Origin of the sequence: Mesorhizobium sp. M8A.F.Ca.ET.161.01.1.1 (assembly GCF_004792105.1) — a bacterium.
Lineage (GTDB): Bacteria > Pseudomonadota > Alphaproteobacteria > Rhizobiales > Rhizobiaceae > Mesorhizobium.
The window spans coordinates 117,215-141,726 of record NZ_SRTD01000009.1; the positions used below are offsets into that span (position 1 = coordinate 117,215).

A 24,512-nucleotide genomic window follows, 5' to 3' on the forward strand; every position below is an offset into this window, starting at 1 on the left:
GATATGCGTGGTTCAGTATCGGATCAGATAAAAGTTGCCAGACATGCCAAAGCTCGTCGCCAACGATATCGCCACCGTCCTGAAAAAACGCATCTCCTCGGGCGAGTGGATCGAGAATGGCCGCATGCCGCCGGAGCGCGATCTGGCGAGTGAGTTCGGCGTCGCGCGCAACACGGTGCGGCGCGCCGTTTCCTTCCTCGAGGAGGACGGCACGGTGGTGCGCCATGTCGGGCGCGGAACTTTCCTGACCGCCACCAATCCGGCCTCGATGGCGGCGGTTGTCGGCCGGATGGAAGGCACCAGCCCTGCCGATATGATGGAGATCCGGCAGTTGCTGGAACCGGCGGCGGCATCGTTCGCCGCGACCAATGCCAGCGCCATGGAACTCAACGCGGTGCGCGAGGCGCACAAGATCGCCTGCGAAGCGCAGGACATGCCGACCTTCGAACACTGGGACGCGGAGTTCCACCACCGCATCTTCGCCTGCTCGCGCAACGAATTCCTCAAGGAGATCCACAATCTGATGCGCATCCTGCGCAATCAGGCACCGTGGTTCGAAATGAAGAAGCGCTCCTTTTCCGAGGAGCGCCGCGGCATCTATTGCAGCGAACACCAGACGGTTCTCGACGCGCTGCTGCGCCGCGATCCGGAGAGCGCCAGCCAGGCCATGCTAGCGCATCTGAAAACCGTCGAGCGCAATCTTTTGGGGCGGTGATCGCGCCGGGAAGGCGCGGCAGCGCCTCCCCCGCCCCTAGTATCACTCGCCGCGCATCGTTGCCTGGAAAGTCGGCAGGTGCTTCTTCTGCGCTTCCAGCATGCGTTCGCGGTAGACACCGTAGATGACGTCGGTGTCGTGCAGCGTGACGCCCGCGATCGTCGGCGAGGCAAAGACCGGCAGTTCGATGCCGCGCTTGGCGAGCTGCTCGGCGGTGCGGGCAATCAGCTCATGCGCCAGGATCATGGCGAGCACCGTCGACGAACCGGACACCGGACGACTCCAGCCCTCGACCGGCACGATGGCGTCCTCGATCGGCGAGCAGGTGTCGATGACGAGATCGGCCGCATCCGCCAGCCGCTTGCCGGAGGAATGCGTGGCAGGCTTGTCGAGATTGTTCTTGCTGGTCACCGCGACGACGAAGATGCCGCGTTTTTTCGCGTAGAGCGCGGTGTCGATGCCCGACGAATTGCGGCCGCTATGGCCGAAGATGATGATGGAATCGCCCTTGTTGAGCGGCTGGTGATCGAGGAACTTCTCGGCGTATTTCTCGGTCCGCTCCAGCCACAGAAGCTCGCGCACGCCGCCGGCGCCGAGCACGTTGTGCCACATCACGCGCGGGTCGGTCAGCGGATTGAAGCCGACATAGCTGCCGTAGCGCGGGAACACTTCCTGCACCGGCAGCACCGAATGGCCCGAACCGTAGAGATGGACCAGACCGCCGCCTTCAAGCGAATCGGCGAAGCGGGTGGCGGCCTGGCCGAAGGCCTCTTCGTTGGTTTTCGCTGCCTTGTCGATGAGAGCGGCGAGACGGTGGATGTAGAGATCGGACACGTGGGTACTCCTGTTTAAGTGTCTGCTTGGGAGGGTGGATCAGCTTCGCGGGTTCGACGGGACGCGCCCGGCGCGCAGCGTCGAGCGGATTTCGTAGCGGTCGCCGCGCATGATGGAGACGGTGAATTCGAACGGGCCGCGCTCGTCGGTGGTGATGCGTTCGACGATGAAGGCGGGGCTGCCGGCGGGCAGATCGAGCAGGTCGGCGTCCGCCGCGCCAACGGCACCGACGCGGTAGTTTTCCCGCGCGGCCACCGGCACGATGCCGTAGTGACGCTCGAGCGCTTCGTAGAGCGAGCCTTGCAGCAGGCCGGCGTCGAGGAACCCCGGCACGCGCGCCGCCGAAAGCTGCGCCGTCTGGATGCCGATCGGCTCGTTGTTGCCCAACCTGAGACGCCGGATGCGCACCACCGGATCGCCTTCCTCGATCTCCAGCGCGCCGGCCGCCGCAGCATTGGCCGTCGTCAGGCTGCAATCGAGCAGGCGCGAGCCGGCGACCACGCCCATATTGCCCATTTCCTGGGTGAAGCTGGTCAGCTCGCGCGTGCCGGCCACCAGCGTGGTCGAGCGCACGAAGGTGCCGCGGCCATGCTCGCGCCGCAGCAGCCCGCCTTCCTCCAGATTGCGCAGAGCATGGCGCAAGGTGATGCGGCTGACGCCAAACAGAGCGCACAGCCGGTCTTCCGCCGGGATCTGGTCGCCGGTCGCCCATTCGCCGCTCTTGACGATGGCGCGGATAGCCTCCTCGACCTGATACCAGAGCGGCTCCGGGCGTCTGCGGTCCGGCTGCTGAAAGCTCGCTTCGCTCATCGCACCTGTCTCCACTCTTTCCCGGCGCGACCAGCCAGCGCCGCGCCGACAAGACCGGCACCCGGACCGAACCGGCCGGGCCGGACATCGATGCCACGCAGATGCGCCGGCAACTGACGCCGCAGCGCGGCAAGCAGCGGCGGCCGCATCACCTCCAGCGCCTCGGCCAGTCCCCCCGAAATCAAAACCGCCTGCGGATCGAGAAGCGCCACGGCCCCGGCCAGCGCCGTGCCGAGCCGCCGCGCCGGCACTTCCAGCAAGGTCTGCGCTGCGAGTTCGCCTGCCTGAGCGGCGGCGATCAGTTGGCGGCCATCGGTGAGGCCGATCTGGCCGGCAAGCGCATCGAGCGCCCGGCCCGAGGCGACGCGCTCCAGCCAGCCGCTGCGCTCCTCGCCATGATCCTTGATGTCGGCGCAAGCCCAGCCGAACGAGCAGGCGCCGCCATGCGCGCCGGCAACGATGCGGCCGTTGGCCAGCACCGCCGAGCCGATGCCGGTGCCAATGGCGAGCAGGATCGCATCCGACATGCCTTTTGCCGCACCCTCGACGGCTTCCGCCAGCAGCGCGATCTGCGCGTCGTTGCCGAGCGCCACGGGCAGGCCTGGAAACAGGGCCTGGACGTCGACGCCGTCGAGAAACGGCAGGTTCGGGATCCAGCGGCAGACGACACCTTCGACGAGCCCGGGCACCGCGATGCCGAGCGCCTCGACCGCCCCGGCTCCAGCGCGCAGCGCCTGGGTGCGGGCGACGAACGCATCAAGGCTTGCCGGAGCCGGCTCGCGGCTCGGCATGTCCAGCGCGCCGACATCGCCGGTGAAGACGGCGGCGCGCAGATTGGTGCCGCCGAGATCGATGGCCAGAACCCGCGTCATCGGCCGGGCCCCTTGCCGAACGGCGGCGCGAACAGGCCGCTGCCGGCATTCCACGAATGCGACGCCGCCGCGAAGGCTTGTGCGTAACGCGTACCGCGCAGGCAGCCGCGCAACCGGTAGAGCGCGCTGTAGTAATCGACATAGGGAAAGCTGCTCAGGCCCCGCGCCAACTCGTACTCCTTGACCGCCTCGCTCCAGGCCTCGAAGCCGTCGCTGACATCGACGAGATGTTCGGGCCGAAAACCGTCATCATCCTCCCAGTTCTCGCCGAACAGGAGCAGTTGCGGCGTGTGCGCCGGGTTGTCGCTGGCTACCGTCGGCAGGGCGGCGTAGAAGATGCCGGTTTGCGTCAGATGCGCGGCGGCGCGATGGTCCTTGTGCCAGCTGCCGTGCCAATGAGTGATGACGATCTCGGGTTTGAGTTCGCGAATGATGTCGCATACCTCGAGCGCCGTCTCGTCGTCCGACGGTAGGAAGGCGTCGCGCAGGCCGAGGCTGCGCACCTTGACACCAAGCCGCTCGGCGGCCCTGCCCGCTTCCTCTTCCTTCTGCACGCAATAATGCGCGGGGATGAGGCAGGGATGCCCCTGCTCGCCCATGGTCAGGTGCAGGAAGGTCACCGAAGCGCCGCGTTTAACGGCGGCGGCGGCCAGCGGCCCAGCGATCACCTCGGCATCGAAGGCGTGCGCGCCGACGACCAGGATGGAGCTTGCGGCGTAGATCCTGTCTTCGATCATTTCATGCCTCCCCCGGCGCCGACGCCTTCGCGAATCTGGCGGGCGAGCAGACAATACATGATCAGGATGGGCGCCATGGAGATCGCCAGCGAGGCGAAGACCAGGCCCCAGTCGGTGCGGAACTGGCCGACGAAGACGCTGATCGCCAGCGGCACGGTCTTGTAGCGGTCGTCGAAGATGAAGATCAGCGGGAAGAAGAAGTCGTTCCACACGGCGATCGCCGTGAAGATGGCGACGATCGACACCGCCGGCTTCACCATCGGCAGGATAATCTGGAACAGGATGCGGGCCTCGCCGGCGCCATCCATGCGCGCCGCCTCGTCGAGTTCGGAGGGCAACACGCGCATGAAGTTGGCGAAGATGAAGACGGCGAAGGGAATGCGGATCGCCGAATAGACGAGGATCAGCCCGGTCAGCGAATCGAGCAGGCCGAGATTGCGCATCAAGGTAAACAGTTCGACCGAGGCCAGCCTGATCGGCAGCATGATGCCCGACAGGAACAGGCCGAGCATGATGGCGTTCCAGCCGAGCCGGTAGCGGCTGAGCGGATAGGCGGCCATCGCCGAGACGACGATGGTGAGAATGACCGCGCCGCCGGTGACGATCAGGCTGTTGATGAAATTGTGGCCGAGATCGGCGCGCGTCCACGCCCGGACGAAATTGTCGAAGGCCCAGCTTTGCGGCAGGCCGAGCCGATTGTCATAGATCTCGGCGGTCGTCTTGAAGCAGGAGACGACGAGGATGTAGAGCGGCAGCAGAACCGCGGCCGTCCAGCAGACCAGCACCGTCCAGCCGGGCAGCCGCGCCAGTCTCGGCGAGAAGGTCCTGTGCGGGATCGCCAGCGCGCTCACAACTGCACCGTGCGGCGATCGAAGAAGCGCAGCATCAGAAGCGTGCCGATGCTGAGGATCAGGAACAGTACGGTGCCCAAGGCCAGCGCCAGCCCGATATCCGTGATGCCGACAGCGCCCTCGGCGCCAAAGGCCAGCCGGTAGAAATAGGTCACCAGCGTGTCGGTCGCGTAGCTCGGATTGCCCTGCACGCCCTGCATGACATAGACGATGTCGAACTGGTTGAAGGTGTTGATAAACGACAGCGTCGTCAGCGTGCCGAGCGCCGGCATCAAAAGCGGCAGCGCGATCGAAAACAGCATGCGTGCATTGCCGGCGCCGTCGAGCTTGGCCGCCTCGAAGATCTGGCCGGAAATCTGCCGCAGGCCGGCCGTGTAGATCAGCACCGGCAAGCCCATCCAGTTCCAGACGTCGACGGCGATCAGCATTCCGAGGGCCGTGTGGCTGTTGCCGAGCACGGTGAGGCTGCCCTCATGCAGGCCAAGCCCGTTCAGCGCCCATTCGACGACGCCGCCGGGCGCCAGGAGCAGCCGCCACAGCGCACCGACGATGACCGGGCTCAGCACCGCCGGAAAGAAAAACACCGACTGGAAGAAGGCCGCGCCCCTGTCGCGCAGGAACAGCAGCCAGGCGAACAAAAGACCGATGCCGTTCTGGAAGACCATGATGCCGAAGAACCAGGCGGTGTTGTGCCAGAGCGCGCCGTAGAGCCGCGCGCCGCTCGGGAAGACGAACAGCCGCGAGAAATTCGACAAACCGGCAAACTCGACCATGCGCAGCCCCTTCCAGATGAAGAAGCTGCCCCACAGCGACATCGCCAGGGGATAGAGGACGAAGAGCGCATAGACGGCCAGCGCCGGCAGGATGAAAAGCACGGCCATGCGCTGCTGCGTGCGTTTCAGGCTGCTTGTGCGGTGAAGGTTGGCCATACGTTCTGTCCGGCGAGAGGCCGGCCGCGATGCGACCGGCCCGGCTCCTCACTGCTTCGGCTTGAACCAGGTGGCGACGGCGGCCTGAATATCGGCGGCCAGCTTCTCGGGTGCGATGTTGCCTTCGACCATGTCGATGATCTCCGACTGCAAGACCGAGGAGGCCGTCGGCGACTGCCAGCGAAAGCCGACCAGCGTCAGATAGGGTGTCGAGTTCTTCGACATTTCCATCATCTGCGCCAGCACAGGATCCTTCACCGTCACATCGGTGCGGGCCGGAGGCCAGCCGAGCTCGTCTGCGAACAGCTGGGCGAATTCGGCCGAGGCCATGAAGCCAAGCACCTTGGTGGCGGCCTCCTTGTTCTGACTCTCGGAGACGAGACCGTAGGAGCCGTCCGAGAAGGCCGAGGTATAGAGCTTGGTCCCGGCATCGTCGGCCGGGAATGGGAAGATGGAGAATTTCAGCTTCGGATTCTGCGCCTTGAAACTGCCGTTCTCAAAGGACCCGCCGAGGAACATCGCCGCCTTGCCGCCGATGAACTGCTGCGTGGCCGTGGTGTAGTCGATGCCGGCGAAGCCGTCGGGAAAATAGGGCTTCAGCTCGGCGAAGCGCTTCAGTGCCGCGACATAGCGGGGGTCCTCGAAGGTCGCCTTGCCGGTCATCATCTCGTCGTAGAAGCCGGGGCCGTAGACGGTCGGGCCGATGACGCCGACGCCGATCTCCAGTTCCCAGGCGGAGCCATTGGCGCCGCCGGTGGCGATCGGGGTGATGCCGGCCGCCTTCAGCCTCTCGCAGGCGGCGACGAAATCCTTGTAGGTCTTGGGGATCTCGATGCCTTGCGCGGCAAAGATATCCTGGTTGTAGAACACCCCCATCATCGGCACCGAATAAGGCACGCCGTAGACCTTGCCGTCGGTGCGGCCGCGCGCGCCGCCAAGGGCTGCGTCCGGCATGTTCTTCAATTCCGGCACGCTGTCGTCGAGCACGTCGAGATAGCCGGCATCGACGAAGGGCTGCAACTCGCCATAGGCCTTGAGCTGGGCGATATCAGGCCCGCGGCCGCCGCGCAGCGCCGTGCTCAGCCGGTTCTGGTAGTCGGCATCCGGGGTGAACTGGATGTTGACCTTGATGCCGGGGTTCTTGGCCTCGAAGGCGTCGAAGATGCGGCGCATCGCCGCCTCGTCCTCGGTGCGCCAGCTCCACAATGTCACCGTGCTGTCGGCCCTGGCCGGCAGGGTCGTGAAGATGCCCGCGCAGGCGGCGGCAAGGCCGCCGATCAGCCCTAGCGCGGCGCGCCGGTGAATTGAAAGCATGCTCATTGCCAGTTCTCCCGTTTTTCTCTGTCCTTGGCGTCCCGCGACACTTCGATGCCGCGCGAGAGTCATTCGCTCGGCCTAAGTCATTATAACGACATAGCGTTGTTAGCAAGAGGTGTCATTTTCCCTCAGAACGGCATCGTCGAATGATCTGATTCAATAAATTCTAATAACTTATTGTTTTTGAATAACTAAATATCTCACTGTGGTGGCCATGGAAAGATGGTGCCAGTTTCTGCATGCAGCTTTTTCGCAAACGGGCCTTGCGCGATCGCTTCATGTTGTCATAACGTCATCGTGATCGCTATGCTCAAGTGGAGGATGAGGGATGTCGTTTGCCTGGACGTCGAAACTGGCACTGGCCGCAGGTCTTGCCATCCTGCCCGCCAGCGGCTGGGCGCAATCGGTCAACATCTCCTACCTGACGCACTGGTCGCCCGAGACGGTGGCGCTGCTGGAAGCGGCGGCCAAGGATTATGCCAAGACCAATCCCGACATCAGCGTCACCGTGCGCGCCGTTCCTTTCGGCGATCTCCTGACCACGCTTCGCTCCCAAGGCGGCGGTGCGGACGGTCCGACAATCGGTGGCATCTACGATCTCTGGCTGCCGGAACTCGCCCGCGACAAGCTCGTCGCTCCTGCCCCCGATGCGGTGGCGAGCGAGGTCAAGGGCGCCTGGCCGGCGGGCGTCGTCAGCGCCGCTTCGGTCGGCGACAAGCTCTACGGCATACCTAACGAGATCGACGTCTACGCGCTCAACTACAACAAGGCGCTGTTCAAGCAGGCCGGCATCGCCGCTCCGCCAAAGACGTGGGACGAGTTCAAGGACGCGGCGCGGAAACTGACCAACAAGGACGCCGGCCAACAGGGTTTTGGCATGATCAATTCATGGGCCGCGGGCGTCGTCCATCCCTTCGCGTCACTGCTGGTTTCCAATGGCGGCGAGTTGGTTAGGGAGGGCAAGCCGGCGCTGGACAGCAAGCAGGCCGGCGAGACGTTCCAGCTTTATGAAGACCTCATCAAGTCCGGCGCCAGCGTGCCGGCCATGGCGACCGCCGACGCCAACACGACCGGCCCGTTCCTCGACAATTTCGTCTCCGGCAAGACCGGCATGATCATCATGGCCAACTGGTGGGAGAGTGCGCTGAAGACCGGCATGGGCGACAAGTTCACCGACATCGCCACGGCCCCCATCCCCGTCGGCCCGAGCGGCGACAAGCCGCATGCGATCTCCTATTCCTGGATGACCGTGGTCAACGCCAATGCGGGCCAGGCCGAGCAGAAGGCGGCATGGGATTTCCTGGCCTGGCTCAACAATCCGAAGTCCGGCAAGAACGGCGCGTCGGCCATGTCCGACATCCTGATGTCGATGGGCATCCTGCCGTCGCGCACCTCCGACATCGAGGCGCACAAGGACAAGCTCGGCTCGGAATTCCTGTCCGGCTATGTCAGCGTGCTCGCCGACGCAAAGCCCTTCCCGGTGGTGCCCGGCGGACAGGAATTCTCGGAATCCCTGCAGCAGACGATCGAGGCGTTGCAGTATGGCCAGGTCTCGGCCAAGGATGCGCAGGCGACGGCGCAGGCCGACGCCACCTCGATCCTGGAGCGCGCCGCCAAATAATGATCAGACCGTAATGATCCAGAGGTACTGTGCCTCGGCGGGCATCATGCTTATGCCCGCCGTGACGCTGATCGGCATCTTCATCCTGCTGCCGATGCTGCTCACCGTCTGGCTGTCCTTTCAGGACTGGTCGACGCAGACACCGTTTTCCAGCGCCAGCTTCATCGGCCTTGACAATTTCCGCGAGATCTTCGGGCCGACCTCGGTCGGGCGCGACTTCAAGGGCGCGCTGACCAACACCGCCATTTATACCGCACTGTCCGTCGTCCTGATCCTGCCGCTGTCGGTGGCTTTCGGCCTGATGGTTTACCAGCACGATGTCGCCGGCGGCACGGCGCTGAGGACGGTGCTGTTCTCCACCTATATGGTGCCGATGATCGCGGTGGGGCTGGTCTGGTCGAAACTCTATTCGCCGAGCGAGGGGCCGCTCAACCAGATGCTCGGCCTGATCGGCGTCGGACCGCAGCCCTTCTTGTCGTCGCCGCGCTCGGCGCTGATCTCGATCGTCTTCCTCAACGTCTGGCAGCAGGTCGGCTATTTCACCGTGCTGGCAATCGCAGGGCTAACGCAGATTCCGGGCAGCCTCTACGAGGCGGCGAAGCTCGACGGCGCCAACCGATTCGAGCAGTTCCGCTTCATCACCTTGCCGCTGATGCGGCGCACGCTTTTGTTCAGCGCCGTCATCGCCATCATCAACGCAGTGCAAGTGTTCGAGCCGGTGGCGCTGATCACACAGGGCGGGCCGGTTGGCTCGACCAATGTCTTGACCTATCACATCCGCCGTGTCGGCATCGAACGCGCGCAGGGCGGACTGGGCTCGGCCATGGCTGTCATGCTGATGCTGTCGCTGATCGTCGTTGTCTGTGCGCTCTTCGCACTCGCCAACCGGAAGAACCAGGAATGAGCGCGGGATCGTCGAGCTGGCTTCCGCGCGGACGCCCCTCCGGCCGCAAGGCGCTGCTGGCGACGCTGATGCTGCTGGCCGCCGTCGCATCCGCCTTCCCGCTGGTGTGGATGGTGCTGTCGAGCCTGAAAACGCCGGCCGAGAGCATGCAGGTGCCACCGGTCTGGATACCGCATGCGCCGAGCCTCGAGGCCTATGAAAAGGTTTCGGGTGTGGTCAATGTCGGCCGGTCGATGTGGAACTCGCTGGTGATCGCCTCGATCACCACGGGCGGCGTGCTGGTCACCAGCATGATGGCCGGCTACGCCTTCGCCAAATACCACTTCCCCGGCCGCTCGCTTTTGTTTTCGGTGCTGATCGCCACCATGTTCCTGCCGCCGATCGTGACGCTGATCCCGCTCTATCGTCTTGTCGGCTCGATCGGCCTCAATGCCAGCCTTGCCGGCATCATCGTGCCCAACCTCGCCAATGCCTTCGGCATTTTCCTGATGCGCCAGTTCATCGCCGGGGTGCCCGACGACCTCATCGACGCCGCGCGCATGGACGGTGCCTCGGAACTTTTGATCCTGTTCAAGATCGTGGCGCCGAGCGTGGCGCCCGCGATCGCCGCACTTGCGCTGTTCGCCTTCGTCTATCACTGGAACAGCTATCTGTGGCCGCTGACGGTGCTGCAGGGCAACGCCGACGCCTATCCGATCGTCATCAGCCTCAGCCGGCTGTTGAGCTACAACAGGGGCGCGGTCAACACCGGACTGGTGATGGCCGGCGCGACGCTGGCCGTGCTGCCGCCTCTCATCCTGTTCGTCTTCCTGCAGCGCTTCTTCGTCGATTCCATCGTCGGCTCGGCGATCAAGGGGTAGCCAAGGCATGATCCCGAAAAGTGGATACCGGTTTTCGAATAAGATCATGCTCAAACAGAGATAGAGCCCCATCCCGATCCATCGGGATGGAACAGGCTCTAATAAGGCAGGCCGACATAGTTTTCCGCCAACGCCGTCGACGCTGCGCGCGAGTGCACGAGATAGTCGAGTTCGGCCTCCTGGATGCGCTGGCCGAAGTCGCCGGTATCGGGAAAGCGATGCAGCATGGTCGTCATCCACCAGGAAAAGCGCACCGCCTTCCACACCCGCGCCAATGCCTTTTGCGAATAGGCGTCGATGCCGGCCATGGATTTCTCGCGGTAGAAGTAGCGCAAACCGGCAAAGAGATAGCGCACGTCGCTGGCGGCGAGGTTGAGACCCTTGGCGCCGGTCGGCGGCACGATGTGGGCGGCATCGCCGACCAGGAACAGCCGGCCGAAGCGCATGGGTTCGGCGACGAAGGAGCGCAGCGGTGCGATCGACTTTTCGAAGGACGGTCCGGTGGTGACGCCTGCTGCCGTCCGCTCCGGCAAGCGGCGGCGCAGCTCGTCCCAGAAGCGGTCGTCGGACCATGCCTCGACCCTGTCGTCCTGAGGGCACTGCACATAGTAGCGGCTGCGGTGCGTCGACCGCATCGAGCACAGCGCGAAGCCTCGCTCATGATTGGCATAGACCAGTTCATGATCGGCCGGCGGCACTTCCGCCAGCACGCCCAGCCAGCCGAACGGATATTGCCGCTCGAAGGTTTTCAGCGCCCGCGCTGGTGCCGATTTGCGGGAGACACCGTGATAGCCGTCACAGCCGGCGATAAAGTCGCAGTCGATGCGATGGCTGACGCCATCCCTCTCATAGGTGACGAAAGGCGCGGCACCGTCGAAATCGTGCAGCGCGACATCGGCTGCTTCATAGACGGTGACCAGTCCCGCCGCTTCGCGCTTGTCCATCAAATCATGTGTCACCTCGGTCTGGCCATAGACGGTGACATGCTTGCCACCGGTGAGTGCAGTGAGATCGATGCGGTGCAGCCGTCCGTCGAAAGCAAGCGAGATGCCGGAGTGCGGAAGGCCTTCGGCATGCAGCCTTTCAGCAGCACCAGCCTCCCCAAGCAGGTCGACCGTGCCCTGTTCGAGCACGCCGGCCCGCACGCGGCCAAGCACGTGCTCGCGGCTCGACCGCTCGAGGATGACGGTCTCGACGCCGATGGTGGCGAGCAACTGGCCGAGCAGCAGGCCGGACGGTCCCGAGCCGACGATGACGACCTGGGTGCGCATCAGTGGCCGAGGCTTTCGACCTGCGCGGCCAGTTCGGCGGCAAGGCGCAGGGATGCGGCCGTCGCGACGACCATCTGCGGCAGCAGCAGCCATTCCAGCGTCCAGGCGGAACCCGAACGCTCCTGCTCATGCACCAGCGCCTGATGCATGCCGGAAAGTTGCGTGGCGTTGAAACGAGCAAGCGCCACCAATGCTTCGGCCTTCACCGGGTTCTGCTTGTGCGGCATCGCCGACGAGCCGCCACCGCCCGATAGCTCGATGTCGGTGCCGCCTTGCGCCAGCAGCGCGATGTCCTGGCCGAACTTGCCGAGACTTCCCGTTATCAGCGACATCAGGCCGGCCAAGTCAGCGAGCGCATCGCGCTGGCTCTGCCATTGCGAGGCATCGCCGAGGCCGAGCCTGGCGGCAAGTGCGGCGCGCACCGCCAGCCCCTTGTCGCCAAGCTTTTCCAGAGTGCCGGCGGCGCCGCCGAACTGGAGGACGAGCAGGCGCGTCGACTGTTGCGACAGCCTCTCCTGGTGCCGCTGCAGTGGCGCCCGCCACGCCGTCACGCGATCCGCCACGGTGATCGGGATCGCCGGCTGCATGCGGGTCACCCCGGTCAGCGCCCTACCCCCGAAGCGCTCCTCCAGGGACGCGAGCCTTATGATTGTCTCGGTCAGCAGCAGGCCGAGATGCTCGACGACGGATTTCAGCCGGAGCACAAGGCTGGTGTCGATGACGTCCTGGCTGGTGGCGCCGAAATGGACCGAACCGCCATGCGGTTCGCCGACGGCCAGTTTGATCTGGCGCACCAGCTCCGGGACCACGACGCCATCCTTGGTGACCCCAGCGCGCAGCTTGCCGGTATCCGGCCGGAACGAGGCAATCGCCTTGACGATCGCCGCCGCGGCCTCCCTGGGGATGATGCCGCGGTCGGCCTCGGCTTCGGCCAAGGCACGTTCGAAATCCAGCATCGCGGCAATGTCGGCTTCCACCGAAAAATGCCGCGCCGCCTCCTCGTCGCCGAGCAGGCCCGAAAGCAGCGGATGGTCGAAGGGCGATACGGTCATGTCCTGCTCCGTCCATCAACTGTCGAAGAAGACGGTTTCCTTCTCCCCCTGGAGATGGATATCGAAGATATAGGCGTCGCCCTGGCGCTCGGCGATCAGCGTCGACACGCGAACGCGGTGCTCGATACGCGCCAGGATCGGATCCTCGCCATTGGCTTCTTCCTCGTCGGAAAAATAGAGCCGTGTATGCAGACCGAGGTTGATGCCGCGCGCGACGATCCAGAGCGTGATGTGTGGCGCCATCAGGCGACCGTCGCGGAACGGCACGCGGCCGGGCTTGATGGTCTCGAACGAGCAGAGCCCGGTTTCCATGTCGGTCGGGCAACGGCCCCAGCCGAAGAAGTTCGGATCGGCGGCACCGCGCATCTCCGCGGACGAATTGTAGAGCCCGTCGGCATCCGCCTGCCAGATCTCGATCAGCGCGTCCTTCAACGGCGTGCCGGTGCCGTCGAGCACGCGAATGCGCAACTCGATGCGCTCGCCCTTGGTCCGCTCATTGACCATGGCCGAGCCAAGATCGTCCTCATAGACGCCGCCGATGCCGCAGAAATTCGGCGTCAGCCCGATATGGACATAGGGTCCGGCGGTCTGCGAAGGGCTCTCTTTCGGCCGGTCGAGCGACTGCGCCATCAATTGCCCTCCGGTCTGTTTTCGAACAGCGTCGAGCGGCGCCCGCGCAGCACGATATCGAATTTGTAGGCAAGCGCGTCCATCGGGATTGTCGATTGCATGTCGAGCGCGGCAATCAGCGCTTCGACGGCCGCCTTGTCGCGAATGCCGCCGACGATCGGACAGCGCCAGATCAGCGGATCGCCCTCGAAATACATCTGCGTGATCAGCCGCTGCGCGAAGCCGTGGCCGAAAACCGAAAAATGGATGTGCGCCGGCCGCCAGTCGTTCGGGCCGTTCGGCCAGGGATAAGGACCGGGCCTGACAGTGCGAAAGGCATAGGCGCCGTCCTCGCCGGTGAGGGTGCGGCCGCATCCGCCGAAATTCGGATCGAGCGGCGCCAGATAGCCGTCCTTCTTATGGCGATAGCGGCCGCCGGCATTGGCCTGCCAGAATTCGAGCAGCGCACCAGGAACGCCAACGCCGCGCTCGTCGAGCACCCGCCCATGGACGATGATGCGCTCGCCGATGGCGCTCTCGCCCGGCCTGGCGAAATTGTGGATCAGGTCGTTGTCGCGTTCACGGATCATGGCATGGCCAAACACCGGGCCGGTCAGTTCCGACAGCGTGTTGTCGAATGACAGCAATGCCTTCTGTGGAGAACGCAGCACAGAACTCTTGTAACTCGGCGTGAACGCCGGCGGGTGCCATTGGCGGTCGCGCTGGAAGAAGGCGCCGGTTTCCGGCGTCTGGTTGGAGCCGGGCTCAGCCATGGGCAGCCTTGTCTGCGTCCATTTCCGCAAACACCTCCTTGGCAATCCTGAAGGCGCGGTTGGCCGCCGGCACGCCGGCATAGATCGCGACATGCAGGAAGGCCTCGCAAATATCCTCGCGCGTCGCACCGGTGTTGGCGGTGGCGCGCACATGCAAGGCGACCTCTTCATCATGGCCGAGTGCGGCCAGCAGCGCCAGCGTGACGATCGAGCGTTCGCGCTTGCTGAAGCCTGGTCTGGCCCACACCGTTCCCCAGGCAGCCTCGGTGATCAGTTCCTGGAAAGGCTGGTCGAAATCGGTGGCAGCGACCTCGGCCCGGTCGACATGCGGATCGCCGAGCACGGCGCGCCGCACCGCAAGGCCGGTGCGATATCTGGTCGCGTTGCCGGGGACTTCATCCATGAGTTTGTGCTCCAGGGGCAAGCGATGCGATGAAATCGCGGATCAGCGCGGTGAGCGCCTCGGGTTGTTCGACGCAGGGAATGTGCCCGGCGTCGCGGATGATCTCGAAACGCGCACCGGGGATCAGGGCGGCCAGCGAACGGACGAGATCGGGTGGTGTCGAGCCATCCTGGTCGCCGGCGATACAGAGCGTGGGCACCGCGATGCGGCGTGCGGCATCGGTGAAATCCGCGTCGCGAACCGCCGCGCAAGTCCCGATATAGCCGGCGGGCGATTGCCGGGTCATCATGTTCCAGTAGCCGTCAAGCTCGGCCACCCGCGCCGCGTGAAAGGCAGGGGTGAACCACACTTTGAGGACGCCATCGGCAACGGCCTGAATGCCCTTGCTTTCGACCGTCGCAATGCGTGTGTTCCAGCTGTCCATAGTGCCTATCTTGTGGGCCGTGTCGCAAAGGATCATGGCCTCGACGATCCCAGGGCGCCTGGCATAGAGCCCTTGCGCGATCATGCCACCGACCGACAGGCCGCACAGCACGACCTTCTCCAACCCGAAATGATCGATGAGCGCCGAGAGATCGTCGACATGATCGTCGATCGACCTGATGTCACCGATGTCGGACAGTCCGTGGCCGCGCTTGTCGTAGACCAGCAAGGGCATTTCCCCCTCAAGCGCCGAGACAGTTTCGTCCCAGATGCGAAAGTCGGTGCCCAGCGAATTGATGAACACCACCGGTGGCGTCCTGCCGTTCGCCTCGACATATCGGTGATGCAGCGTGATGCCGCCAAGGGTGACGAATGGCACGATTTCAATCCTCCATCTCCACATTGCACAAGGCGTTTGGTTCGGTAAAATGATATTTTGCGCCGTTTCATTAACTCAGGGGTTATCAAATTCATGTCCGAGAGCCGCATCCGGTTCCGTCACCTGCAGGCATTCCTGGAAGTCGCGCGACAAGGCAGCGTGGCCCGCGCCGCCGATTTTCTGCATGTCAGCGCGCCGGCGGTGACCAAGACGCTGCGTGAACTGGAAGAAGCGCTCGGTGTCGCCGTCGTCGAGCGTGACGGGCGCGGCATCCGCGTCACGCGGCTTGGCGAGATCTTCCTCGGCCATGCCGGTTCGGCGATAACGGCTCTCAAGCGCGGTGTCGATTCCGTCCGCCAGGACGGCGCCGTCAATCGCCATCCGATCCGCATCGGCGCGCTGCCGACCGTGTCGGCGAAGGTCATGCCGCGAGCCATGAGCCTGTTCCTGCGGGAAAATACCGGCGCCGCGCTCAAGATCGTCACAGGCGAAAACGCCGTTCTGCTCGAACAGTTGCGCACCGGCGCGCTCGATCTCGTCGTCGGACGGCTGGCGGCGCCCGAGAACATGACCGGCTTCTTCTTCGAACATCTCTACTCCGAACAGGTGCTGTTCGTGGTGCGGGCCGGACATCCGCTGCTGCAGCCGGGAGCCGACATCTTCGCCAGCCTCGACGAATTTCCGGTGCTGATGCCGACCCGGGAATCCGTCATCCGGCCCTTTGTCGATCGCCTGTTCATAACCAACGGCATGACCGCGCCGGCCACGGAGATCGAGACCGTCTCGGATTCGTTCGGCCGCGCCTTCATGCGGCAGAGCAATGCGGTGTGGATCATTTCGGCCGGCGTGGTCGCCAACGAGATCGCCAACGGCGCCTTCGTCTCCCTGCCGGTCGACACCGACGAGACCAAGGGGCCGGTCGGCCTGACGATGCGCACCGACACCGCCCCCTCGCCGGCCTTCACCATTCTGCTGCAAACCATTCGCGAGGCGGCCAGATCGGGCAGCTAAGGCATCGACTGGTCAGACGGGCTCCGTCTTCCCTCAGGAATCCGCTAACCCCAGGGTTAATGAAACACCGCAAAATATCATTTTACCGAACCAAATCACTGGTGCACTGTACCGATGGAGGACCACAGAGGGAGGAATGCATGACCTACGCTAGCAGTAGCAGATCCAGTATTCGTGGCGTGTCGCGGCGCCAGTTTCTCGCCACCTCGATGGCTGGCGGCGCGGCACTCGCGCTTGGTGGCGGCAAGGCCTTCGCCCAGGCTGAGAACAAGCTGAAGGTCGGCTTCGTCAGCCCGCGCACCGGACCGCTCGGTGGCTTCGGCGAGACCGACGGCTATGTGCTCGACCTAGCCCGCAAGGCGCTGGCCGGCGGCATCGAGCTCGGCGGCAAGAAATACAGCGTGGAAATCCTCGACCAGGACACGCAATCGGATCCCTCCCGCGCGGGCCAGCTCGCCAAGGACCTGATCAACAACCAGGCCATCGACCTGATGCTCGCGGTATCGACGCCCGAGGTGATCAACCCGGTGGCCGATGCCTGCGAAGCCGCCGGCGTGCCGTGCCTGTCGACGGTCATGCCGTGGGAAGCCTGGTATTTCGGCCGCGGCGCCAAGCCCGGCGCGCCCTCGCCGTTCAAATGGACCTATCATTTCGGCTTCGGGGTCGACGAATTCTTCAGGGCCTACGTCTCGCAGTGGAACCTGATCGAGACCAACAAGAAGGTCGGCGTCATGTATCCGAACGACGCCGACGGCAACGCCATCCGAGCTCATCTCGCGCCGTTGCTGGCCAAGCAGGGTTTCACCATCGTCGACCCGGGCGCCTATGAGACCGGCACCACCGATTATTCCTCGCAGATCGCGCTGTTCAAGCAGGAAGGCGTCGAGATCTTCAACTCGTTCCCGATCCCGCCTGACTTCGCCGCCTTCTGGCGTCAGGCGGCCCAGCAAGGCCTGATCAAGCAGATCAAGATCTGCCAGGTCGCCAAGACCGGGCTGTTTCCCTCCGACATCGAGGCGCTCGGCGACCTCGGCATGAAGATTTCGAGCGCCGCCTACTGGCATAAGGCCTTTCCATACAAGTCGCCGCTGACCGGCGTCTCGGGGACCGAGCTTGCCGACGGCTACGAGGCGGCGAGCGGCAAACAATGGACGCAGCAGCTCGGCGCCTCGATGTCGCTGCTCGACGCCGGCTTCGAGGCGCTGAAAGCGAGCTCCAATGCCAAGGACAAGGCGGCGGTCGCCAAGGCGCTGAGCACGCTCAAGACCGAAACCATGATCGGCAAGGTCGACTTCACCGGCGGCCCGGTGGCCAACGTGTCGCCCGGCCCGATCATCGGCACGCAATGGATTGCCGCCAAGGAAGGCAGCAAGTTCCCGCTCGACTACGTCGTGACCGAGAACGCCACCGATCCGAACGTTCCGGTCGAAGCCAAGCTTCTGCCTTACAACGGCTGATGGACCGCTGACGAGGACCACCTGGTGACCCATCCGCAACAACAGGCTGTTCTCGCCGCCGCCGGCATCCACAAGCGCTTCGGCGCGCTCGTGGTGCTGGAGGCCGTCGACTTCGCTATGGCCGCCGACGAGGCGGTCGGCATTGTCGGCCCGAACGGTGCCGGCAAGACCACGCTGCTCAGCGTGCTTTCAGGCGCCTTTCCTCCGAGCGCCGGCTCGGTCTCCTTCAAGGGCGGCGATGTAACAGCGCTGCCGGCCACGGCGCGCTGCCGGCTGGGCCTGGTGCGCACGCATCAGGTGCCGAAACCATTCAGCGGCATGACCACCTTCGAGAATGTTTTTGTTGCCGCGTCACATGGCGCGGGGCTCGGCCGCGACGAGGCCTATGAGGAGGCGCTCGGCTCGCTGAAGCTGTGCGGCATGCTTGGGGTCGCCAACCGGCGCGCCGAGACGCTCGGCCTGCTCGACCGGAAACGTCTGGAATTGGCACGCGCATTGGCGGCCCGGCCAACGCTGCTGCTGCTGGACGAGATCGGCGGCGGCCTGACCGATGGCGAAGCCGGCGAGCTTGTCGACACGATCAAGGAATTGCGCCGGCGCAAGATCGGCATCGTCTGGATCGAGCATATCGTGCACATCCTCTTGCAGGTGGCCGAACGGCTGATCTGCATGGACGCGGGAAGGATCATCGCCGATGGCGAGCCGCAAACGGTGATGGCCGACCCGGAGGTCGTGCGCGCCTATCTCGGCGGAGGCCCGAAATGAGCCTGCTGTCGGTCGAGAACCTGGTTGTCCGGCACGGCCTGCTGCAGGCGGTGCGCGGCGTCAGCTTCGGCGTCAAGCGCGGCGAAACGCTGGCGCTGGTCGGCGCCAATGGCGCCGGCAAGACGACGCTGCTCAGGGCCATCGCCGGCGCGCACCAGCCGGCGGCCGGCCGTGTGCTTCTGGATGGCGCCGATCTCACCAGCGTGCCGTCGCACAGACGCGTCGGCATGGGCATAGCGCTGGTGCCGGAAGGGCGAAAACTTTTCGTGCGGATGACGGTCGAGGAGAACCTGCTGCTGGGCAAGACCACTGGGCGGCCGGGCGACTGGAGCGTCGACAGAGTGCTGGACATGTTTCCCAATCTGAAGCCGCGCCGACACGCCAAGACCGGTCATCTCTCCGGCGGCGAGCAGCAGGCGACGGCGATCGGCCGGGCGCTGATGAGCAATCCCGACGTGCTGCTGCTCGACGAGGTTTCGCTTGGTCTTTCGCCGCTGATCGTCGACCGGGTCTATGCGGCACTTCAGGGGCTGATCGCTTCGGGCACGACAATCATCCTCGTCGAACAGGACCTCAATCGGGCGCTGTCGGTTTCGGACAAGGTCATCTGCATGCTGGAGGGGCGCATCGCGCTCGAAGGGCCGAGCAGGAGCGTTTCGCGCGACGCGGTGACGAAAGCCTATTTCGGCCTGCACCGGAAGGGCACCGGGAGCGTTCCCGCATGAGCAACCAGATCATCCAGGGCATCCTGCTCGGCGGCTATTACGCGCTGATCGCCTGCGGCCTGTCCTTCATGTTTTCGGTGATGCGCATCATCAACCTCGCCCATGGCAGCCTTGCCGTGTTCGCCGCCTATGCGCTGTGGTTTTTGGCCTCGCAGTTCCACATCCCGCCGTTTCTCGGCCTGCTCATCGTCTTGCCAGTGATGGCGGCGATCGGCTGGGCGCTGCAGCGCTTCCTGCTCGAGCGCAGTGCGCGCGGCGGCGCCCTGCTGCCGATCCTGACCACGTTCGGCCTCGCCATCGTCATCGACAACATGCTGTTCCAACAGTTCGGCGCCGACACCCGTTCGCTGGCGCCCTTCATCGGCAGCCTGTCCTATGATTCCTGGGAATGGCCGGGCAGCATCTATGTCGGCAAGCTCGCGGTGATCATGTTCGCCACCGCCGTGGTCCTGCTTGGCGGGCTGCAGCTGTTCCTGACCCGCACCCGGCTTGGCCGCTCGATCCGCGCCACCTCGGAAGACCCCGACACCGCCGGCCTGGTCGGCGTCGATGCACGGCGTGCCAACGCCGTTGCTGCCGCCATCGCCATGGTCACCGTCGGCCTTGCCGGCGCGTTCCTCGGCATGCGCGCGACCTTCGATCCCTATGCCGGCGCGCCGCAATTGCTGTTCGCCTTCGAGGCGGCGGTGATCGGCGGCGCCGGGTCGCTGTGGGGAACGCTGATCGGCGGCATCGTGCTGGCGCTGGCCCAGACGCTCGGCGCGCAAGTGCATCCGCAGGGATTTCTGATCGGCGGTCATGCCGTGTTCCTTGTCGTGCTGTTCGTGCGGCTTTCGGCATCCGGCTTTGGCCTGCGCTGGCTGTTGCACCTGCCTTCCCGGAGCGCACCATGAGCGTCGGTCCGACTTCGCCCATGATCGAGCGTGGTACCGCGACCTCGCGCATCGCGGCTATCGCCGTGGCCATCGTCATCGCGCTGCTCGCCATCGCGCCGCAATTCCTCTCGGCCGGCGCGGTCGACCGCATGACGGCGCTGTTCATCTATGTGATCCTGGCGGCGATGTGGAACGCGCTGGCCGGTTTCGGCGGCCTGGTCTCGGTCGGCCAGCAGGTGTTCTTCGGGCTTGGCGCGTATTTCGCCATCCGTCTTGCCGATGCCGGTCTCAATCCTTTCCTGGCGCTCTTTGCATCGGGAATTATCGTCGGCGCGGTTTCCTGGCCGCTGTCGCTGTTCATGCTGCGGCTGAGGAATGGCGAGTTCGCCATCGGCATGTGGGTGATCGCGGCGCTCACCCATCTGCTGGTCAATCTCGACCGGCTGGTGCAGGGCGAAACCGGCACCTCGCTGATCTCGCTCAACGTCTACGATGCCTCGATAAGGCGGGTGACCATCTACTGGCTGGCGCTGGCCTCGATGACGGCCCTGCTCGCTGCCCTCTTCGGCCTGCTGCGCGGCAGCACGGGCGCCGCCATCCGCGCCATTCGCGACAATGAGGATGCGGCCGCTTCGGTCGGCGTGCGCGTCACCGGCACCAAGCGGCTGCTGTTCGTGCTTGCCGCCTTCGGCATCGGCATTGCCGGCGCATTGTGGCTGGCGACCTCCATCACCTTCCAGCCGAAAACCTACTTCAACGTGCAGTGGACAGCCTACATGATCTTCATGGTTCTGGTCGGTGGCATCGGCACGTTCGAGGGCGCCATTCTCGGCGCGCTGGTCTTCTTCCTCATCGAGACCTGGTTCGGCGGCGCCGGCGTCTGGTACCTGATCGGCCTCGGCGCCACCGCCGTGCTGTTTTCGCTTTTCCTGCCGCGCGGCCTGTGGGGAACGATCGAGGAGCGCTTTGGGCTGCGCCTGCTGCCGGTCGGCTACCGCGTCAAGCTGCCGGCGAACGTCGCCGATGGCGGCATGATCCCGTCGCAGCAAGCCACAACATATCAGGAGAAGGCATGAGCATGCTTTTCGGCAAGACCATCCTCATCACCGGGGCTGCCTCCGGCATCGGCGCACGCACGGCGGAGCTTGCCGGCCAGCTCGGCGCCGACGTGATCGGCGCCGATGTGCGCGAGCCGGCCGCAGCGGTTGGCAGTTTCGTCAAGGCCGACATCTCGTCGAAGGCGGGCGTCGATGAGCTCATCGCGCGCCTGCCGCAGCGCATCGATGCACTCTGCAACGTCGCCGGCCTCTCCGGCAACACCGGTGCGGCCTCGACGCTGGCCGTCAACTTCTTCGGTCTGCGTGCGCTCTCGGAAGGGCTTGCGCCCAGCCTTCGCGAAGGCGGCGCCATCGTCAACGTCGCCTCGATCGCCGGTTATGGCTGGCGCGCCAATCTCAACCGCGCCGCCTCGATGGTCGGCATCGAAGGTTTCCCCGATGTCGCCAAAGTGGTCGCCGACCACGCGATGAAGAACGAGGAAGGCTACCCCGTGTCCAAGGAACTGCTGCTCCTGTGGACGATGCGCGCGGCACATCAGGAGCTGTTCAGGAACCGTGGCATCCGCGTCAATGCGGTGAGCCCTGGCCCGGTCGAAACACCGATCCTGAAACAGTTCCGCAGCGTGCTTGGCGATGCCCGCGTCGACAGCGATATCGCCCGGGTCGGACGTACCGGCACTTCGGGTGACATCGCGCCTGTCGTGCTGTTCCTGTGCTCGGACGGCGCGCGCTGGGTCAACGGCGCCAATGTGCCGGTTGACGGTGGCCTCGAAGCATCCATCAATGCCGAAGTGCTCGGCTTCTAATCTGTGAAGCTCCATCGAGCGAGGGAAACAACTATGGATATCGGACTTCTGATCGACGGCGACGAAAAGGCGGCAACAGGCAAGGCTTCCTACGAGCGCATGGACCCGTTCACCGGCAAATTGGCGACGCGCGCGGCGGCGGCAAGCGTGGCCGATGCCAACGCCGCCGTCGAAGCAGCCGCCGCTGCCTTTTCCGCCTGGTCGAAGACCGGGCCCGGCGAGCGGCGGGCACTGCTCTCTAGAGCGGCCGATGTGATGGCCACCAAGGTCGGTGAATTCACCAGGCTGATGATGGAAGAGACCGGCGCCACAGGCCCCTGGGCCGGCTTCAATGTCATGCTGGCAGCCAACATGCTGCGCGAGGCTGCGGCCATGACGACGCAGATTTCGGGTGAGATCATTCCGTCCGACAAACCGGGCACGCTCGCCATGGCGATCCGCCAGCCGGCCGGTGTATGCCTCGGCATCGCACCCTGGAATGCGCCGGTCATTCTCGGGACACGCGCCGTGGCCATGCCGATCGCCTGCGGCAACACCGTGGTGCTGAAAGCCTCCGAAATGTGCCCGGGCACGCATCGGCTGATCGGCCAGGTGCTGGTCGAGGCAGGGCTGCCCAAGGGCGTCATTAACGTCGTCACCAACGATCCTAAAGACGCTGCCGGTATCGTTGAAGCGCTGGTCGCGCATCCCGCGGTGAAACGCGTCAACTTTACCGGCTCGACCAAGGTCGGCCGGATCATCGCCGAGCTCGCCGGCCGGCACCTGAAGCCCGCGCTTCTCGAACTCGGCGGCAAGGCGCCGCTGGTTGTGCTGGACGATGCCGACATCGACGCGGCGGTCAATGCCGCGACCTTCGGCGCCTTCATGCATCAGGGCCAGATCTGCATGTCGACCGAGCGGCTGATCGTCGACGAAACGATCGCCGACGAGTTCGTCGCCAAGCTCGCCGCCCGCGCCTCGAAGCTGCCGGCGGGCGATCCGCGCGGCCATGTCGTGCTGGGCTCGCTGATCAGCAGCCAGGCGGCCGACAAGATGGAAGAACTTGTCGCCGATGCCGTGGCCAAGGGCGCGACGTTGCTAGCGGGAGGCAAGCGCACCGGCACGGTCGTGGAAGCAACGCTCCTCGACCACGTGACGCCCGCCATGCGCGTCTATTCGGAAGAGTCCTTCGGACCCGTGAAGCCGGTCATTCGCGCGCGAGGCGAAGACGAGGCGGTACGCATCGCCAACGACACCGAATACGGCCTGTCGTCCGCCGTCTTCAGCCGCGACATCCGCCGCGCCATGGCCGTCGCCGCCCGCATCCAGGCAGGCATCTGCCACATCAACGGGCCGACGGTCGGCGATGAGGCGCAGATGCCGTTCGGCGGCGTCAAGGGCTCCGGCTATGGCCGTTTCGGCGGCAAGGCCTCGATCGCCGAATTCACCGATTTGCGCTGGGTGACGATCGAGGACCCTGGCCAGCATTATCCGTTCTGACCGGACTGCTTTGGACGGCTGACCGTCAAACAGCCAGCGACGGTGTGAAGCGAATACTGGCGGATTGCTTCTGGCCAGGCGCCAGTACGATGCAGCCGGTATGGATCTTCTTGTCATCCATCCGGTTGAAAGCGTCGGTGATGTTGCTGACCGGCTCGGCGCAAAAGAACGGTTCGCCCGGCGGCGTGTAGAGGACGAGGAAATCGAGCGGCGCCTCCGCCTCGATGTCCAGCTGCCGTTCGTGTTCGGGCCAGGAGATTCGGGCGCGGCGCGTCCATTCCGTGAAGACCGTGTCGAAGTCGACCTCCGATACGTCAAAGCCGATGGATGGATCGGCCCCAGCAGGCGGCGGGACATGCCGGATGGGCAGGACCTCCGCATCGGTTTCCCACATGCCTGATACCCGGGCCTGGACATGCGTCCACGGTGTCGACGGGAAATACGGATGGAGGCCGAAGCCAACCGGCATCGGCGCGTCCGACAGGTTGTGCACCGCAATGGTCATGCAAAGCCTGCCGTCAGCCAGAAAGATCTTCTGCTCGGCTTCATAGCTCCATGGCCAGGTATCGGCGGTGTGCCGGTAGCGCAGGACGATCATGCTGGCTTGGTGGCTGACGACCGTCCACGGGTGACGCCAGCCATGGCCATGCTCGTAGTGTGGATCGTCAGGCTGGCTGGGCAATTGGATCGAACGCCCCGCGAATTCGAAGCGGCCACCCCTGATACGGTTGGAGTAGGGAACGAGCGGAAAGCAAGCCATGGCGCCAGCATCGCGACGGCTGATCGCCACTGGATCGGCCGGGCGCAGCCAATCCACGGCTGAACAATCCTGCCACCACCGATACGACGCCAGCGCTCCGCCGGCGGCCGGAGCAATCTCGACCGTCGCGATGCCGTCACTGATCGAGACCAGCTCCGTGCGCTGCGCGACTGCCACAGCGGAATTCTTTGTCATCGGCACTCCCCAATCCCTTGA

26 protein-coding genes are annotated in these 24,512 nt (G+C 64.8%); 12 read left to right on the forward strand and 14 right to left on the reverse strand.

What is annotated here, in order from left to right; all coding sequences use genetic code 11:
* Window positions 1-43 precede the first annotated feature (43 nt).
* Window positions 44-715, forward strand: a complete 672-nt coding sequence (locus EN804_RS21685) for an FCD domain-containing protein (RefSeq protein ID WP_127277803.1) — start codon at window positions 44-46, stop codon at window positions 713-715.
* A gap of 42 nt (window positions 716-757) precedes the next feature.
* Here EN804_RS21685 and EN804_RS21690 read toward each other — a convergent pair whose 3' ends face one another.
* From EN804_RS21690 to EN804_RS21720, 7 genes are read right to left on the reverse strand one after another with little or no spacing between them, the layout of a single operon-like run.
* Window positions 758-1,549, reverse strand: a complete 792-nt coding sequence (locus tag EN804_RS21690) for an SIS domain-containing protein (protein WP_135921326.1) — start codon at window positions 1,547-1,549, stop codon at window positions 758-760.
* Between the two features lie 39 nt (window positions 1,550-1,588).
* A complete protein-coding gene (locus EN804_RS21695) occupies window positions 1,589-2,359 on the reverse strand; it encodes a GntR family transcriptional regulator (RefSeq protein ID WP_135881657.1) in 771 nt (256 codons plus the stop codon).
* Entirely contained in the window at window positions 2,356-3,231 is an 876-nt protein-coding gene (locus EN804_RS21700) for an ROK family protein (protein WP_127870577.1), read from the reverse strand. Before EN804_RS21700 ends, EN804_RS21695 begins: the two co-directional genes overlap by 4 nt.
* Entirely contained in the window at window positions 3,228-3,968 is a 741-nt protein-coding gene (locus EN804_RS21705) for a PIG-L family deacetylase (protein ID WP_127277766.1), read from the reverse strand. Before EN804_RS21705 ends, EN804_RS21700 begins: the two co-directional genes overlap by 4 nt.
* On the reverse strand, window positions 3,965-4,819 hold the full coding sequence (locus tag EN804_RS21710; protein ID WP_135921328.1) for a carbohydrate ABC transporter permease: 855 nt from the start codon (window positions 4,817-4,819) through the stop codon (window positions 3,965-3,967). Before EN804_RS21710 ends, EN804_RS21705 begins: the two co-directional genes overlap by 4 nt.
* The gene (locus EN804_RS21715) at window positions 4,816-5,748 is read right to left on the reverse strand and encodes a sugar ABC transporter permease (protein WP_127277764.1); all 933 of its coding nucleotides are present in this window, start codon (window positions 5,746-5,748) and stop codon (window positions 4,816-4,818) included. The genes EN804_RS21710 and EN804_RS21715 overlap by 4 nt, the downstream gene beginning before the upstream one ends.
* 48 nt (window positions 5,749-5,796) lie before the next feature.
* A complete protein-coding gene (locus EN804_RS21720; protein ID WP_135921330.1) occupies window positions 5,797-7,068 on the reverse strand; it encodes an extracellular solute-binding protein in 1,272 nt (423 codons plus the stop codon).
* 325 nt (window positions 7,069-7,393) lie between these two features.
* Between EN804_RS21720 and EN804_RS21725 the strand changes: the two genes are divergently transcribed.
* From EN804_RS21725 to EN804_RS21735, 3 genes are read left to right on the forward strand one after another with little or no spacing between them, the layout of a single operon-like run.
* Window positions 7,394-8,686, forward strand: coding sequence for an extracellular solute-binding protein (locus tag EN804_RS21725; RefSeq protein WP_135921332.1), 1,293 nt, complete (start codon window positions 7,394-7,396; stop codon window positions 8,684-8,686).
* 13 nt (window positions 8,687-8,699) lie between these two features.
* Complete coding sequence (locus EN804_RS21730; RefSeq protein ID WP_135921334.1) at window positions 8,700-9,590, forward strand: sugar ABC transporter permease; 891 nt, start codon at window positions 8,700-8,702, stop codon at window positions 9,588-9,590.
* On the forward strand, window positions 9,587-10,450 hold the full coding sequence (locus EN804_RS21735; protein WP_135916165.1) for a carbohydrate ABC transporter permease: 864 nt from the start codon (window positions 9,587-9,589) through the stop codon (window positions 10,448-10,450). Before EN804_RS21730 ends, EN804_RS21735 begins: the two co-directional genes overlap by 4 nt.
* 98 nt (window positions 10,451-10,548) lie before the next feature.
* Here EN804_RS21735 and pobA read toward each other — a convergent pair whose 3' ends face one another.
* The 6 genes from pobA to pcaD are packed head-to-tail and all read right to left on the reverse strand — an operon-like array spanning window position 10,549 to window position 15,360.
* The gene (gene pobA, locus EN804_RS21740; protein ID WP_135921336.1) at window positions 10,549-11,721 is read right to left on the reverse strand and encodes a 4-hydroxybenzoate 3-monooxygenase; all 1,173 of its coding nucleotides are present in this window, start codon (window positions 11,719-11,721) and stop codon (window positions 10,549-10,551) included.
* The gene (locus EN804_RS21745) at window positions 11,721-12,773 is read right to left on the reverse strand and encodes a 3-carboxy-cis,cis-muconate cycloisomerase (protein ID WP_127277758.1); all 1,053 of its coding nucleotides are present in this window, start codon (window positions 12,771-12,773) and stop codon (window positions 11,721-11,723) included. Before EN804_RS21745 ends, pobA begins: the two co-directional genes overlap by 1 nt.
* A gap of 15 nt (window positions 12,774-12,788) precedes the next feature.
* Window positions 12,789-13,403, reverse strand: a complete 615-nt coding sequence (gene pcaG, locus EN804_RS21750) for a protocatechuate 3,4-dioxygenase subunit alpha (protein WP_135921339.1) — start codon at window positions 13,401-13,403, stop codon at window positions 12,789-12,791.
* Window positions 13,403-14,155 (reverse strand): protocatechuate 3,4-dioxygenase subunit beta, encoded by a 753-nt coding sequence (pcaH, locus tag EN804_RS21755; RefSeq protein ID WP_127277756.1) that lies wholly within the window; start codon window positions 14,153-14,155, stop codon window positions 13,403-13,405. The genes pcaG and pcaH overlap by 1 nt, the downstream gene beginning before the upstream one ends.
* Complete coding sequence (gene pcaC, locus EN804_RS21760; protein WP_127277755.1) at window positions 14,148-14,558, reverse strand: 4-carboxymuconolactone decarboxylase; 411 nt, start codon at window positions 14,556-14,558, stop codon at window positions 14,148-14,150. Before pcaC ends, pcaH begins: the two co-directional genes overlap by 8 nt.
* Window positions 14,551-15,360, reverse strand: coding sequence for a 3-oxoadipate enol-lactonase (gene pcaD / locus EN804_RS21765; RefSeq protein WP_135921341.1), 810 nt, complete (start codon window positions 15,358-15,360; stop codon window positions 14,551-14,553). Before pcaD ends, pcaC begins: the two co-directional genes overlap by 8 nt.
* 93 nt (window positions 15,361-15,453) lie before the next feature.
* Here pcaD and pcaQ point away from each other — a divergent pair, with 93 nt between their 5' ends.
* The 8 genes from pcaQ to EN804_RS21805 all read left to right on the forward strand — a co-directional run bounded on the left by pcaQ (window position 15,454) and on the right by EN804_RS21805 (window position 23,536).
* Complete coding sequence (pcaQ, locus tag EN804_RS21770) at window positions 15,454-16,371, forward strand: pca operon transcription factor PcaQ (protein ID WP_135921343.1); 918 nt, start codon at window positions 15,454-15,456, stop codon at window positions 16,369-16,371.
* A 140-nt stretch (window positions 16,372-16,511) separates the two neighbouring features.
* A complete protein-coding gene (locus EN804_RS21775; RefSeq protein ID WP_135921345.1) occupies window positions 16,512-17,828 on the forward strand; it encodes an ABC transporter substrate-binding protein in 1,317 nt (438 codons plus the stop codon).
* A gap of 21 nt (window positions 17,829-17,849) precedes the next feature.
* Window positions 17,850-18,593 carry an ABC transporter ATP-binding protein gene (locus tag EN804_RS21780; protein WP_127870563.1) on the forward strand — a complete coding sequence of 248 codons (744 nt, stop codon included), beginning with the start codon at window positions 17,850-17,852 and terminating at the stop codon, window positions 18,591-18,593.
* A complete protein-coding gene (locus EN804_RS21785) occupies window positions 18,590-19,318 on the forward strand; it encodes an ABC transporter ATP-binding protein (protein WP_127870562.1) in 729 nt (242 codons plus the stop codon). Before EN804_RS21780 ends, EN804_RS21785 begins: the two co-directional genes overlap by 4 nt.
* Window positions 19,315-20,211: a branched-chain amino acid ABC transporter permease gene (locus tag EN804_RS21790; protein ID WP_135881673.1), complete on the forward strand. Its 897-nt coding sequence runs from the start codon at window positions 19,315-19,317 to the stop codon at window positions 20,209-20,211. The genes EN804_RS21785 and EN804_RS21790 overlap by 4 nt, the downstream gene beginning before the upstream one ends.
* Entirely contained in the window at window positions 20,208-21,269 is a 1,062-nt protein-coding gene (locus tag EN804_RS21795) for a branched-chain amino acid ABC transporter permease (protein ID WP_135921346.1), read from the forward strand. The genes EN804_RS21790 and EN804_RS21795 overlap by 4 nt, the downstream gene beginning before the upstream one ends.
* A 2-nt stretch (window positions 21,270-21,271) precedes the next feature.
* Entirely contained in the window at window positions 21,272-22,057 is a 786-nt protein-coding gene (locus EN804_RS21800) for a coniferyl-alcohol dehydrogenase (protein ID WP_135921411.1), read from the forward strand.
* Between the two features lie 33 nt (window positions 22,058-22,090).
* Window positions 22,091-23,536, forward strand: a complete 1,446-nt coding sequence (locus EN804_RS21805) for an aldehyde dehydrogenase (RefSeq protein WP_135921347.1) — start codon at window positions 22,091-22,093, stop codon at window positions 23,534-23,536.
* A 25-nt stretch (window positions 23,537-23,561) separates the two neighbouring features.
* On the opposite strand, the gene EN804_RS21810 is transcribed toward EN804_RS21805, so the two are convergent.
* Entirely contained in the window at window positions 23,562-24,491 is a 930-nt protein-coding gene (locus tag EN804_RS21810) for an aldose 1-epimerase (protein WP_135921348.1), read from the reverse strand.
* Window positions 24,492-24,512 lie beyond the last annotated feature (21 nt).